The organism is Pseudomonas sp. PAGU 2196, assembly GCF_022179005.1.
GTDB lineage: Bacteria > Pseudomonadota > Gammaproteobacteria > Pseudomonadales > Pseudomonadaceae > Aquipseudomonas > Aquipseudomonas kermanshahensis.
Map to the genome: position 1 here is coordinate 189,832 of NZ_BNTL01000005.1, position 12,093 is coordinate 201,924.

Genomic DNA, 12,093 nt, shown 5'->3' on the forward strand with positions numbered 1-12,093 from the left:
AAAGAGTCAGCCAGGGCTGGGGTTACCTATGAGTCGGATGAGCCGCGGCAAAGTGATCAGGCCTTGACCATTTTTTTTATGCGGCGGTGACGGTGACCCAGTAGCGGGTGCGGGCCTGCACCTGCACCGGCAGGGACGTGGTCAGCGCGCGCAGTATCTGATCGGTGTCATTGAGCCGATAGGTGCCGCTGATGCGCAGGCCGGCCACCGAGGGCGCGCAGCGCAGCCAACCGGGCCGATAGCGCGCGAGGTCGTTGATGAAGGTGTCGAGGCGTTGGTCGTTCACGATCAGCAAGCCGCGGCTCCAGGCGTCTGCGGCACTGGCCAAGGCCTGCACGGCAGAAAAGCCCTGGCCATTGAACTGGCAGCTCTGGCCGCTGTTCAGCGCCATCGCCTGGCCAGCGGCAAGCGCCACGCGTGCTTGTTGGCCAAACACCTCGAGCTTGCCGGCGTCGTCCAGCAGCCGCACGGAAAAGCGGCTGTGGCCCGCCTCTACGCTGCCGTATCGGGTCACCACGCTGCAGCGTTGCTGCGCGGGCACCTCGACCATGATTTCGCCTTGGCGCAGCCGCACCGACGGCTGTTCGCGGGTCTCGTCGATGTCAACGGAGGAGGCGGTGTTGAGCAGCACCGTGCTGCCGTTTTTCAAGGTCAGCCAGCGCTGTTCGCCCACGCCACTGCGCACATCTGGCAACAGCGGCGAGTGCTGCATTTCGCGATAGCTGCCCAGGCCCAGGGCACTGCCCCCAAGCAACACCAGGCCGGCTTTGACCACGCGGCGGCGCGAGGCGTGGCGGCCGTGTGCGGCCACGGCCAACACCCGCGTGGTGGCAGGGGCATGGGGGGTGCTCATGCGTGTCTGCAAACGCTCGGCTTGCTGCCAGGCCCAGGCATTGACCGGGGTAGCGTTCAGCCACGCCTGCCAGGCACTGTACTCGCTGGGCTGCGCCTCACCGCTGTTGAGCTGGCTGTACCAGTGCGCGGCCTGGCGCAGGGCCGCGAGTTGCTCGGTACTCAGGGCCATGCTCACTGGCCGTGCGTCAGGCTGTAGATCATGCAGTGCTCGGCCGCCTTGGCAACGTAGCGGCGCACCGTCACTTCAGAGATGCTCAACTGGGTGGCGATGTGTTTGTAGGGCAGGCCATCGACCTGCGAAAGCAAGAACGCCTCACGCACCTTGGTGCCGAGCGCTGCCAGCATCGCATCGAGCTCGAACAAGGTCTGCAGCAGGGCAACACGCTGTTCTGCCGAGATATCCAACGCTTCGGGTTGCTCGGCCAGCACCTGCAACCAGGCCCGTTCCAGGTGCACGCGGCGCAGATGGTCGATCATCAGACGACGGGCGATGGTGGCCAAGTAGCCCTTGGGTTCACGTACCGCTTCGAGCTTGGCCGCAGCGTCGGCGGCCGACATCACCCGAACGAACACGTCCTGGACCAGGTCCGCGGCCAGGTGGGTGCAGTTGACCCGGGGCGTCAGCCAACCGTGCAGCCACTTGCTCTGCGCGCGGTAGAGCTGGGTGACTTGGGTATTGAGGGCTACGTCCGGGGTGCTCATCCATGCCGCCTGAAAGAGTTGCAAATGTTAATGGTTCGCATTTTATGCAAACTGTTTCAGGCTTGGCAATGACCCGCGGACCGACAGCGTTACCGCTTCAAGGGGAGGTCGCGCGTTCCACGGCCTGTGCCCCACGCGTCTTGCGTCGCCCGGCAAGGCGTGCAATGACGTGCCGGGTCAGCGTGTTCCAGCAGTACGTCACCAGCACGCCACCGACAAGGGCCAGGGCCACCGCGAACAACGGCTGATCGACGATGCGCCGTGCCAGCGACTGGAACTGGAAGTGCGTCAGGTAAATGAACAACGTGGACGAGGCGATCATCGCGCCTGCCCTTGCGACCACGCCCGGCACGGGCACCGACCGGAACCAGATCAAGGCCAGCATCGCCGGCAGGGCGATATCGATGTAACGGGCAAAGGCCTGCCAGCCGAGGCCGGCAAGGGCCACCAGGTCGAGCTCGGCAATCAGCAGCAGCGCCACCGCACTGGCGATCGCTTTGCGCAGCGTGGTGTCGGCGTAGTGGATGGCCATGCCCAGTACCATCACGGCCAGGTAATGCTGAGGTACCCGGTTGAGCAGGGCTGTGGTGTCGAACACGAAGCGGCTGAACAGCACATCCGCCACCACCAGTGCGCACGAGGCCATGACCAGGCAGGGGAACGGCTTGGCGATGATCGCCTTGCGCACACGCTTGATCGACAACACGACACCGAGGATCAGCAGCATCTGCACCAACACTTCGATGTACCAGTAATTGAACACGCCGACCTTGTCGGGCGGGAACCAGTTGGAGATCAACAGCAGTGATTGCCAGTGGACTCGGTCGAACACCGCCTGCACCAGTACTGTGTACAGAATCGTCGGCACCGCGATGGCGGCCAGGGACTTGAGCAGCATGCGCGCATCGCCGCGCTCATCGATGGCCTTGAACTGGAACCTGGCCAGGCTGATGCCGGAGATCAGGAACAGCACCGACGTCTCGCCTGCAATCCGCCACTCGGAAAACACATTCAAATGCCCGACCACAATCAGCAGAATGGCGACCATGCGCAGGAACACCGGCACTTCCATGACCCGCATCGACCACGTGTTGGCCGGGGTGCCTGGTTCGGCCAGTTCGGCCAGGTCCTGTACCGGGATCATTTCCCAGCGATCTGGCAAGTGGCCGATCAGCGCTTCCAGCACCATCGAGGCGCGGACGAACGACAGCGAGTCGCCGCCGAGCTCCACGAAGGTGAGGCGGGCATCGATGTGCGGAGCCTGCAGTATCTGCGCCCAGGCCTCGGTCAGTTTCAACGCCAGCGGTGACAGCGCCTGCGGCGTGCTGGAGGCGCTGTCATCGAAGGCCGCAGGCAAGGCGCGCTTGTCGATTTTGCCGTTGGGCGTGAGTGGAATGCTTGGCACCAACAGGAACATCGCCGGCACCATGTAGTCCGGTAGCATGCCTGCGATGGCCTGGCGCAGTTCAGTGGTCGCTATGGGCTGATCGGCGACGCAGTAAGCGACCAGCCTGACACTCGCGTTGTCATGGTTGGCCAGCACCACGCATTGCTTGATGCGCGGCTGTTGGGTGATGGCGTTTTCGATCTCCGCCAGTTCGATGCGATGGCCGCGGATTTTCACCTGGCTGTCACCGCGCCCCAAAAAAGTGGCGTTGCCATCGGCCAGGTACGTGCCCAGGTCGCCGGTGCGGTAGCAGCGGTCGGCCGGGGCGCCGGTGAACGGGTTTACCACGAACTTTTCCTGGGTCAGTGCCGGGTCGCCCCAATAACCCAGCGACAGGTAGGGGCTGCGGATCAGGATTTCCCCGACTTCGCCGGCTTCGACCAGGTGGTTGGCCTCGTTGACGAGCAACAGTTGCGCGCCGCCTATGCCTTTGCCCAACGGGATTTTGCTGTTGTCTGCGTGCGGGTCAAGCACGTGGAAGGCCATGGCCTGTGGCGTTTCGGTGGTACCGTAGAAGTTCACGCTGGTGGCGTGTGGCGCAATGGCACACATCTGCTGGTACAGCGTAGGGCTGAGCGCATCGCCACCCCAGAACAGGTAACGCAAGCGTTCGAACAGCAGCCCGTTCATCCGTGCGCCGGTTTCGATCAGTTTGCCCAAAGGCGGCGTCAGGTGGATGACGGACACGCCGTGGTTGTGTATCCACGCAGCCAGGCGCGACGGGTCGGTCAGGGTGGACTGGGCCGGGCAGAGGATGGTGGCGCCAATCGACAGCGGCGTGAACACATCGCGGTAAACCGGGTCGTGGCCCAGGCCGGATAGCAGCGAAAAGCGGTCATCCTGGGTAAAACCATGCTGCTGCACGTGCCAGTCGACGAAGTGCACCAGCGGCGCATGATGGGTGACGATGCCCTTCGGTTCGCCAGTGCTGCCCGAGGTGAAGGTAATGTAGGCAGGCTGAGCGGGGCTGACTGCGGGCAGGGGCACTGGCTGGCTGGCGAAGTGTTGCAGGGCATCGGCGGGGGCGTGCGGCACGTTCACGCAGTGCGCACGGCCAGGTTCGACCTCGGCGTCGCCACAGCGCAATACAAAGCCAGGTTCAAGTGTGCGGATGATCTGGCCGATACGCGCAGCCGGGTATGCGGCGTCGGCGACGGTGAAGGTCAGCCCGGCGCGCAAGGCGCCGAGCATGGCATAGACCAGCGCCGCGCCGCGAGTTGCGACAATCACTACCCGATCGGCGCTGATGGCGCCGTTTTCGAGCAGGTACGTGGCGATACCCTGGCTGATCTGCTCAAGTTGTCTATAGCTGCAGGTGGCTTCGTGGGCAATGATCGCGGTTGCCTCGGGCGAGCGACTCGCCTGCTCCACAAAGGCCTGGAAAATCGGCTGTTCGGCACGGTACTCAAGGCTCAGCGTCGGGTTCGGGCGCAGATCCGGCATGTTATGTGTTCGCTCCGCATGAACGGCAAGTGGCTGGCTGGATAGCACAACGCTAGTGCAGGGCAGTGAATGGCGCCAATGCGCTTGCGGTATTTGCGTGGGCGCTGAAATGTTGGGGCTGCAAAGCAGCCCCAACTGCTCAAGGCTTACCGGCCACGCTCCAGCCGGGTGCCTTTTTCAGCCGATAGGCCAGGGCAGGGCGGGTCATGCCGAGCAGCCGCGCCGCTTCCGAAACGTTTTGCCGGCAGCGTGCCATGGCCTCTTGCATCAGCGCCTCCTCGACGGCATCCAGGCCGGTGCCGCTGTCGATGATCTGCGCCACCCAACCTGGCGTTGACAGGTCGCTGTCGGCCACCAGCCGGCCATCGCTGCCAAGGCCGATGCTGTCGATGGCGGGCGGTGCATGCGGGAACAACGCATCCAGGCCGATACTCTGGTTCTCATCGGTGATGATCACGCCGCGCTCCATGAGGTTTTCCAGCTCGCGGATGTTGCCCGGCCAGTCGTAATGCAGGCACACCTCCATGGCCCGGTCGCTGAGGCCGCGGGTTTTCTTGCCGTAGCTTTCATGCAGGCGCCCGAGGAAGTGCTCGATCAGCAGCGGGATGTCCTCGCGGCGCTCGCGCAGTGCGGGGATGCGTACCGGGAACACGTTGAGCCGGTAGAACAGGTCGGCGCGAAAACGCCCGTCCTTGACAGCTTGCTCCAGGTCTTCATGGGTGGCGGCGATCACCCGCACATCAACGTTGCGTGTGCGGCTGTCGCCCACCCGCTCCAGTTCGCCTTCCTGCAACACCCGCAGCAGGCTGGCCTGGGCGCGTGGCGTAAGCTCGACGATTTCGTCGAGGAACAGGGTGCCGCCGTTGGCCCGCTCGAAACGGCCCATGCGGGCCTGCTGGGCGCCGGTGTAGGCGCCTTTCTCGACACCGAACAGTTCGGCCTCGATCAGGTCGGGCGGTATGGTCGCGCAGTTCAGGGCGACGAACGCCGCGCCGGCGCGCTCGCTGCGCAGGTGCAGGCTGCGGGCGATGACTTCTTTGCCGACGCCGGTTTCACCCAGCAGCAACACGGAGGCCTTGCCCGAGGCGACCTTGTCGGTGAGCGCGCAGCAGCGCCGGTACACCGCCGACTGGCCGATGCCGTAGAACTGCCCCGATTCGTACTGCAGGCGCTGGCGCAGGTTGGCCACCTGCACCTGCAAGGACTGCAACTCATCGATCACCGGGTCGCTCTGGAAGTAGCGCATGAACGTTTCGGCGTCTTCCCATTGCTCCACCGGCTTGCCGATGATGCGGCATTCGCTGCCGCCACAACCGCGGCAGCTGACCTCTTTGTACAGCACCTGGCGGCCGAGGAAGAACGAGCTGTAGCTGATTGCGTAGCCCAGCAGCATCCAGCAGATCGGTTGCTCGGACTGCAGGTTTTCTTGCTGGCAGTTTTCCACCTCGAAAGAGTCCTGCCATTCGATGTCGGCGTAGAAATGGCCGTTGTCGAGGTCGATCTCCAGCTGCAACGGGCGGACCTTGACCATGCCTTTGAGCGAGTGCAACTGGGGGCCGATGAAAAACATCTCCACCGGGTTGCCGTTGGGGCGCAGCTTGCGGGCGAGCTCGGCATCCTTGAGGCCGGACTGGTAGCCCAGGCGCAGGAAAAACCCCTTTGCGCGTTCGACGCCGAGCATTTCGATCAGCTCGCGGCGCATACCGGCCATCATCGCCGCCTGCACCAGCAGCATGCGTTGTTCGTCCAGCCAGATCTTGCCTTCGGTGCCGAGGAAACGCACCCGTTCGGTGAGGTCCTTCAGCGCCGGCGCAGGTTCTGGCGCCCTGTACTGGGTAATCATTCGCGTGCGCCCCTTGCTTGTAATTGTATGGGGAATCGGCGCGTTCCGCTCAGGCGTGGGCGGGTGGTGGTCGCGCCGGGACGACCTCGGCGGCTCAGGCAAGGCTCGGGTCATCTCTTCTTTCTAAACCGCCTGAAACCTACGCAAAAGTCAATCGCAGCACGCGTTGGTCATTTGCTCGAAGTGCCGTTGCGGGATTGAGCAAATGATCAATCGGGCGGGCTGCGGCGGCCGCTTGATCGCGTCTCGGCTTATCTTTGATTGGTGTAAAAATCGTTTTAAATCAATGAATTGAATTGTTTTTCCTGCTCTGGAAGCAGGCCTGGCACAGCGGTTGCTCTAGCCCTTGCAAGCCTTACCGGAGCACAACCGATGACCCCAGCCACCACGCCCTTCGAGCAGATGCCGCGCTACGTCCGGGTACGCAGCGCGCCGGACGCCGCCTTTGTCGAGTTCGACTTTGCCATCGCCTACCCGGACTTGTTCGTCGAACTGGTTTTGCCACGCGCTGCCTTCGCGCGCTTCTGCGAAAGCAACCGGGTGCTTCACATGGACGCCGCAATGGCCGCTGCCGTCGATGCCGACATGCAGAAGTGGCGCTACGGCGAGCGCCACGACGACAACGACTGACGCGCCGTTTGCCGGCGCATTGCTTCCCCACAACAACAAGTACAGGACGCCTTGCATGAGTATCGAGATCAAGACGGCCACGGTCGAGCCGATTCGCCAGACCTTCAGCCACACCCGCCGGCGTTTCGGCGATAAACCTGCCAGCCGCTACCAGGAAGCCAGCTTCGACATCGAAGCCGCCAGCAACTTCCACTACCGCCCGCTGTGGCAGCCCGACAAGCTGCTCAACGACCCCAGCCGCACCGCCGTGTGCATGGCCGACTGGTACACCGTCAGCGACCCGCGCCAGTACTACTACGGCACCTACGTGCAGGCCCGGGCACGGATGCAGGAAAACGCCGAGCACAGCTTCGCCTTCTGCGAAAAGCGCGAACTGTTGGCCAGCCTGCCCGTCGCAACCCGTGCCCTGATCGCCCGCGTGCTGCTGCCGCTACGCCATGCCGAACTGGGCGCCAACATGAACAACAGCGGCATTGCCGCGGACGCTTTCGGTACCAGCGTCACCCAGATGCATATGTTCCAGGCTATGGACCGCCTGGCCATTGCCCAGTACCTGTCGCGCATCGGCCTGCTGCTCGAAGAGGACGGCCTGGCATTGCTGGCCGAAGCCAAGCAGCGCTGGCTGGACGAACCTGCCTGGCAAGGGCTGCGCCGCTATGTCGAAGACAGCCTGGTGGTGCAGGACTGGTTCGAGCTGACCCTGGCGCAAAACCTGGTCAGTGATGGGCTGTTGTACCCGCTGCTGTTCGAGCACTTCGATGCCCAACTGGTGGCCGACGGGGCAGGGCAGGTCGGCATGCTCACCGAGTTCATGCGCTTGTGGTTCGCCGAGAGCCAGCGGTGGATCGATGCGCTGGTCAAGACCGTGGTCGGGGAGAGCGCACACAACCGCCAACGGGTCGACGGCTGGGTGGCCCAGTGGCGCGTGCGCGCACGGGAGGCGCTGCTGCCGCTGGCCGAGGTCGGCCCTGGGCGCGAAGCCCTCGATGCCATCGACAGCGCCTTTGGCGCACGCCTGAAAAAACTCGGCCTCAGTGGAGACGCCGCATGACTTCCCTCGTCTACATCGCCTTCCAGGACAACGACAGCGCCCGCTACATCGTCGAGGCCATCACCCAGGACAACCCGCACGCAGTCGTCCAGCACCAGCCCGCGATGATCCGCGTGCAGGCCGAAGGGCGCCTGGAGATTCACCGCGCCACGGTGGAGGAAAAGACCGGCCGTGAATGGGACGTGCAGGAAATGCTGATCGACGTCATCACCCTCGGCGGCAACGTCGAGGAAGACGAAGACTGCTTCGTCCTGCACTGGAACTGACCCGCCCAACGACCAACATTCGGAGAGCCACCATGGCCGCCAAGCGCCTCAACCAGAAAGACAAATACCGTTGCCTGACCCGTGACCTGGGCTGGGAACCGAGCTACCAGAGCAAAGACGCGATTTACCCCTACGAACGCTTCGAGGGCATCAAGATCACCGACTGGGACAAGTGGGAAGACCCCTTCCGCCTGACGATGGACGCCTACTGGAAATACCAGGCCGAAAAAGAGAAGAAGCTGTACGCGATCTTCGACGCCTTTGCCCAGAACAACGGCCACCAGAACATTTCCGATGCCCGTTACGTCAACGCGTTGAAGCTGTTTTTGAGTGGTGTCACGCCCCTGGAATACCAGGCCTACCAAGGCTTCGCCCGCGTCGGCCGGCATTTTGGCGGTGCCGGTGCGCGGGTGGCCTGCCAGATGCAGGCGATAGACGAACTGCGCCACGTGCAGACCCAAGTGCATGCGATGAGCCACTACAACAAGCACTTCAACGGCCTGCATGACTTTGCCCACATGCACGACCGGGTGTGGTTCCTCTCGGTGCCCAAGTCGTTTTTCGAAGACGCCCGCACGGCTGGCCCGTTCGAGTTCCTCACGGCCATCTCGTTCTCCTTCGAGTACGTGCTGACCAACCTGCTGTTCGTGCCGTTCATGTCCGGTGCCGCGTTCAACGGCGACATGGCTACCGTCACCTTCGGCTTCTCGGCGCAGTCGGACGAAGCCCGGCACATGACCCTGGGCCTTGAGGTGATCAAGTTTCTGCTCGAGCAGCACGAGGACAACGTGCCGATCGTCCAGCGCTGGATCGACAAATGGTTCTGGCGTGGCTACCGGCTGCTGACCCTGGTCGGGATGATGATGGATTACATGCTGCCGAACAAAGTGATGTCGTGGGCCGAGGCCTGGGAGGTGTACTTCGAGCAGGCCGGCGGCGCGTTGTTCAAGGACCTGGAACGCTATGGCATCCGCCCGCCGAAATACGTCGAGCAGACCACCATCGGCAAAGAACACATCAGCCACCAGGCCTGGTCGATCTTCTACCAGTACAGCCAGGCCACCAATTTCCATACCTGGATCCCCACCGACGAGGAACTGGACTGGCTCTCGGCCAAGTACCCGGACACGTTCGACCGCTACTACCGGCCGCGTTACGAGCATTGGCGTGACCTGCAGGCGCGCGGCGAACGCTTCTACAACCCGACCCTGCCAATGCTCTGCCAAATCTGCCAGATCCCGCTGGCCTTCACCGAGCCGGACGCGCCCACGCAACTGAGCCACCGCAGCCTGGTGCATGAAGGCGAGCGTTACCACTTCTGCTCCGATGGCTGCTGCGACATCTTCGCCTACGAGCCCGAGAAATACGTGCAGGCCTGGCTGCCGGTGCACCAGATCCTGCAGGGCAACTGTGGCGGTGAGGATGTCGAGGCGGTGGTGCGCGACTACTACAACATCGCCCCCGGCCAGGACAACTTCGAGTACCAGGGCTCGCCCGAGCAGCAGCGCTGGGAGGCCTTGCAACGTGCTGGGCGCAAGGCCGGCTGAGCCGCCAAAACACCGCAACTGCCTGGGCGCCTTGCTGCGCCCGGGCCCATACAAGAACAAGAGGAACCTTGCCATGCCCGTGACCGCCATCGGCGCCTACACCGCCCAACCCTTGGACCTTCAGGCCAACTTCCACGGCGCCCAGCTGGTGTACCTGTGCTGGGAAAACCACCTGCTGTTCTGCGCGCCGTTCACCCTGCCCGTGGACCCGGCGCAGCCGTTCGCGGCCTTCATCGAGCACGTGGTCAAGCCGGCCATTGCCCTGCACCCCGATGCCGCGCAGGTGGATTTCACCGCCGCACGCTGGCGCCTGGACGAACAGCCATTCACGCCTGACCTGTCCCGTGGGCTGGCCGCTAACGGTGTCGTCCACAAGAGCCTGCTGCACCTGCATACCCCCGGCCTTGAAGGCCTGGGCGGCAGCCATAACTGAGGAGCGCTGCCATGAGCTATCAAGTCACCATCGAACCCACCGGTGAACAGATTGAGGTGGAGGAAGGCCAAACCATTCTCGAGGCTGCCTTGCGCCAGGGCGTGTGGTTGCCGTTTGCCTGCGGCCACGGCACCTGCGCGACCTGCAAGTGCCAGGTGCTGGAAGGTGAGGTCGACCTGGGGGCGGCGTCCTCCTTTGCCCTGATGGACATGGAACGCGACGAGGGCAAGGCGCTGGCCTGCTGTGCCATTCCACAAAGCGACCTGGTGATCGAGGCCGACATCGACGTCGACCCTGACTTTGCCGGCTTGCCGGTGCAGGACTACCGCGCCGTGGTCACCCAACTGGTTGAGCTGTCGCCGACCATTCGCGGCGTGCACCTCAAGCTCGACCGGCCGATGGCGTTTCAGGCCGGACAATACGTGAACCTGCAGCTGCCTGGCATCGAAGGCACCCGCGCGTTCTCCCTGGCTAACCCGCCTGACCGGCCCGATGAGGTGGAGCTGCACGTGCGCCTGGTGGAAGGCGGCGTGGCGACCGGGCACATTCACCGGCAACTCAAGGTGGGTGATGCGCTGGGCCTGTCCGGCCCTTACGGGCAGTTTTTCGTGCGCAGCGCTCAGCCGGGCGACCTGATCTTCATCGCCGGTGGCTCAGGGTTGTCGAGCCCGCAGTCGATGATCCTCGACTTGCTGGCGCGGGGCGACACGCGGCACATCACCTTGTTCCAGGGCGCACGTACCCGCGCCGAACTGTACAACCGCGAGCTGTTCGAAGCGCTGGCGGCCCGCCATGCCAACTTCAGCTATGTGCCAGCCCTTAGCCAGGCAGCCGAGGATGAGCAGTGGCAGGGGGTACGCGGCTATGTGCACGACGCTGCCAAGCAGCATTTCGACGGCCGCTTCAACGGCCACAAGGCCTACCTGTGCGGCCCGCCACCCATGATCGACGCCGCCATCGGTTGCCTGATGCAGGGCCGCCTGTTCGAGCGCGACATCTTCATGGAGCGCTTCTACAGCGCTGCTGATGCCGCAGGTGAAGGCCAGCGTTCGGCGCTGTTCAAGCGCATCTGACCGGCTTATTGCACGACCGATAACAACAACAAAGGTTGACCCGATGAACCCGAAGCTTGCCAACCTGCTACGCCTTGCCGCCTGCGCCACGCTGTTCGGCGCAGCCAACCTTTCACAGGCTACCGAAGGGGGCGGCACGTCGTACCCGCTCGGTGCCGAGAACTACATGTCCGGCGCCATGCCGCCGCCGGGTGTCTATGGCCAATTGTTCGTCAACCACTATGAGGCTGACAACCTGCGTGGTAACGACGGCAGCAAGCTGCCGGTAGACTTTCGCGTGCGCGCCAATGCCATCGTGCCACGCCTGATCTGGGTGAGTGATTACACGGTATTGGGCGGCAGCCTTGCGCTGCACGCGATAGTGCCGCTGGTGGACCTGAAGGTTTCGGTCAATGGCCAGTCGCAGCACAACCGTGGCCTGGGGGACGTGATTTTTGGCCCGGCGCTGGGTTTTCACCACAGCGACAAGTTCCACAGCATCCTGGCCTTCGACATGATTGCGCCCACGGGCCGTTACGACAAACACGACCTGGCCAACCCTGGGCGCAACTACTGGGTGTTCGAGCCGGTGTACGCGATGAGCTACGTCGATCCCGCAGGGCTCAACCTGGATACCAAGGTGATGTACGACTTCAACCGCAGCAACCCGGATACCGATTACCGGTCTGGGCAGGAGTTTCATGTCGACTATGCGGTGGGGTGGGGGCTGGGCAACGGGTGGGTGTTGGGGGTAGGTGGTTATTACTACCGCCAGACGACTGACGACCGCCAGGACGGCGAACGTATTGAAGATAACAAAGGGC

11 protein-coding genes are annotated in these 12,093 nt (G+C 63.5%); 7 read left to right on the forward strand and 4 right to left on the reverse strand.

Annotated elements, in window-relative coordinates; all coding sequences use genetic code 11:
• Positions 1-76: 76 nt before the first annotated feature.
• The 4 genes from MFF34_RS06255 to MFF34_RS06270 form a co-directional block, all read right to left on the reverse strand.
• Positions 77-1,024, reverse strand: coding sequence for a FecR domain-containing protein (locus tag MFF34_RS06255; protein ID WP_238211252.1), 948 nt, complete (start codon positions 1,022-1,024; stop codon positions 77-79).
• 2 nt (positions 1,025-1,026) lie between these two features.
• On the reverse strand, positions 1,027-1,557 hold the full coding sequence (locus MFF34_RS06260; protein ID WP_238211253.1) for a sigma-70 family RNA polymerase sigma factor: 531 nt from the start codon (positions 1,555-1,557) through the stop codon (positions 1,027-1,029).
• A gap of 97 nt (positions 1,558-1,654) precedes the next feature.
• Complete coding sequence (locus tag MFF34_RS06265; RefSeq protein ID WP_238211254.1) at positions 1,655-4,447, reverse strand: amino acid adenylation domain-containing protein; 2,793 nt, start codon at positions 4,445-4,447, stop codon at positions 1,655-1,657.
• Between the two features lie 139 nt (positions 4,448-4,586).
• Positions 4,587-6,290: a sigma-54-dependent Fis family transcriptional regulator gene (locus MFF34_RS06270; RefSeq protein ID WP_238211256.1), complete on the reverse strand. Its 1,704-nt coding sequence runs from the start codon at positions 6,288-6,290 to the stop codon at positions 4,587-4,589.
• Between the two features lie 372 nt (positions 6,291-6,662).
• On the opposite strand from MFF34_RS06270, the gene MFF34_RS06275 reads away from it, so the two are divergent.
• The 7 genes from MFF34_RS06275 to MFF34_RS06305 form a co-directional block, all read left to right on the forward strand.
• Complete coding sequence (locus tag MFF34_RS06275; protein ID WP_027596204.1) at positions 6,663-6,920, forward strand: phenol hydroxylase subunit; 258 nt, start codon at positions 6,663-6,665, stop codon at positions 6,918-6,920.
• Between the two features lie 55 nt (positions 6,921-6,975).
• Complete coding sequence (locus MFF34_RS06280; RefSeq protein ID WP_238211258.1) at positions 6,976-7,971, forward strand: aromatic/alkene monooxygenase hydroxylase subunit beta; 996 nt, start codon at positions 6,976-6,978, stop codon at positions 7,969-7,971.
• The gene (locus tag MFF34_RS06285) at positions 7,968-8,237 is read left to right on the forward strand and encodes an MmoB/DmpM family protein (protein WP_238211267.1); all 270 of its coding nucleotides are present in this window, start codon (positions 7,968-7,970) and stop codon (positions 8,235-8,237) included. The genes MFF34_RS06280 and MFF34_RS06285 overlap by 4 nt, the downstream gene beginning before the upstream one ends.
• A 32-nt stretch (positions 8,238-8,269) precedes the next feature.
• Positions 8,270-9,784 carry an aromatic/alkene/methane monooxygenase hydroxylase/oxygenase subunit alpha gene (locus MFF34_RS06290; RefSeq protein ID WP_238211269.1) on the forward strand — a complete coding sequence of 505 codons (1,515 nt, stop codon included), beginning with the start codon at positions 8,270-8,272 and terminating at the stop codon, positions 9,782-9,784.
• A 73-nt stretch (positions 9,785-9,857) separates the two neighbouring features.
• Entirely contained in the window at positions 9,858-10,217 is a 360-nt protein-coding gene (locus MFF34_RS06295) for a phenol hydroxylase subunit P4 (protein ID WP_238211271.1), read from the forward strand.
• Between the two features lie 11 nt (positions 10,218-10,228).
• Complete coding sequence (locus MFF34_RS06300) at positions 10,229-11,290, forward strand: NADH:ubiquinone reductase (Na(+)-transporting) subunit F (protein WP_238211273.1); 1,062 nt, start codon at positions 10,229-10,231, stop codon at positions 11,288-11,290.
• A gap of 43 nt (positions 11,291-11,333) precedes the next feature.
• The coding region (locus MFF34_RS06305; RefSeq protein ID WP_238211281.1) for a transporter at positions 11,334-12,093 on the forward strand (760 nt) is incomplete at its 3' end.

Bases quoted from the DNA above. Each gene is read 5' to 3' on its own strand.
- MFF34_RS06255 (WP_238211252.1), bottom strand. From the start codon at position 1,024: ATGGCCCTGAGTACCGAGCAACTCGCGGCCCTGCGCCAGGCCGCGCAC.
- MFF34_RS06260 (WP_238211253.1), bottom strand. From the start codon at position 1,557: ATGAGCACCCCGGACGTAGCCCTCAATACCCAAGTCACCCAGCTCTAC.
- MFF34_RS06265 (WP_238211254.1), bottom strand. From the start codon at position 4,447: ATGCCGGATCTGCGCCCGAACCCGACGCTGAGCCTTGAGTACCGTGCC.
- MFF34_RS06270 (WP_238211256.1), bottom strand. From the start codon at position 6,290: ATGATTACCCAGTACAGGGCGCCAGAACCTGCGCCGGCGCTGAAGGAC.
- MFF34_RS06275 (WP_027596204.1), top strand. From the start codon at position 6,663: ATGACCCCAGCCACCACGCCCTTCGAGCAGATGCCGCGCTACGTCCGG.
- MFF34_RS06280 (WP_238211258.1), top strand. From the start codon at position 6,976: ATGAGTATCGAGATCAAGACGGCCACGGTCGAGCCGATTCGCCAGACC.
- MFF34_RS06285 (WP_238211267.1), top strand. From the start codon at position 7,968: ATGACTTCCCTCGTCTACATCGCCTTCCAGGACAACGACAGCGCCCGC.
- MFF34_RS06290 (WP_238211269.1), top strand. From the start codon at position 8,270: ATGGCCGCCAAGCGCCTCAACCAGAAAGACAAATACCGTTGCCTGACC.
- MFF34_RS06295 (WP_238211271.1), top strand. From the start codon at position 9,858: ATGCCCGTGACCGCCATCGGCGCCTACACCGCCCAACCCTTGGACCTT.
- MFF34_RS06300 (WP_238211273.1), top strand. From the start codon at position 10,229: ATGAGCTATCAAGTCACCATCGAACCCACCGGTGAACAGATTGAGGTG.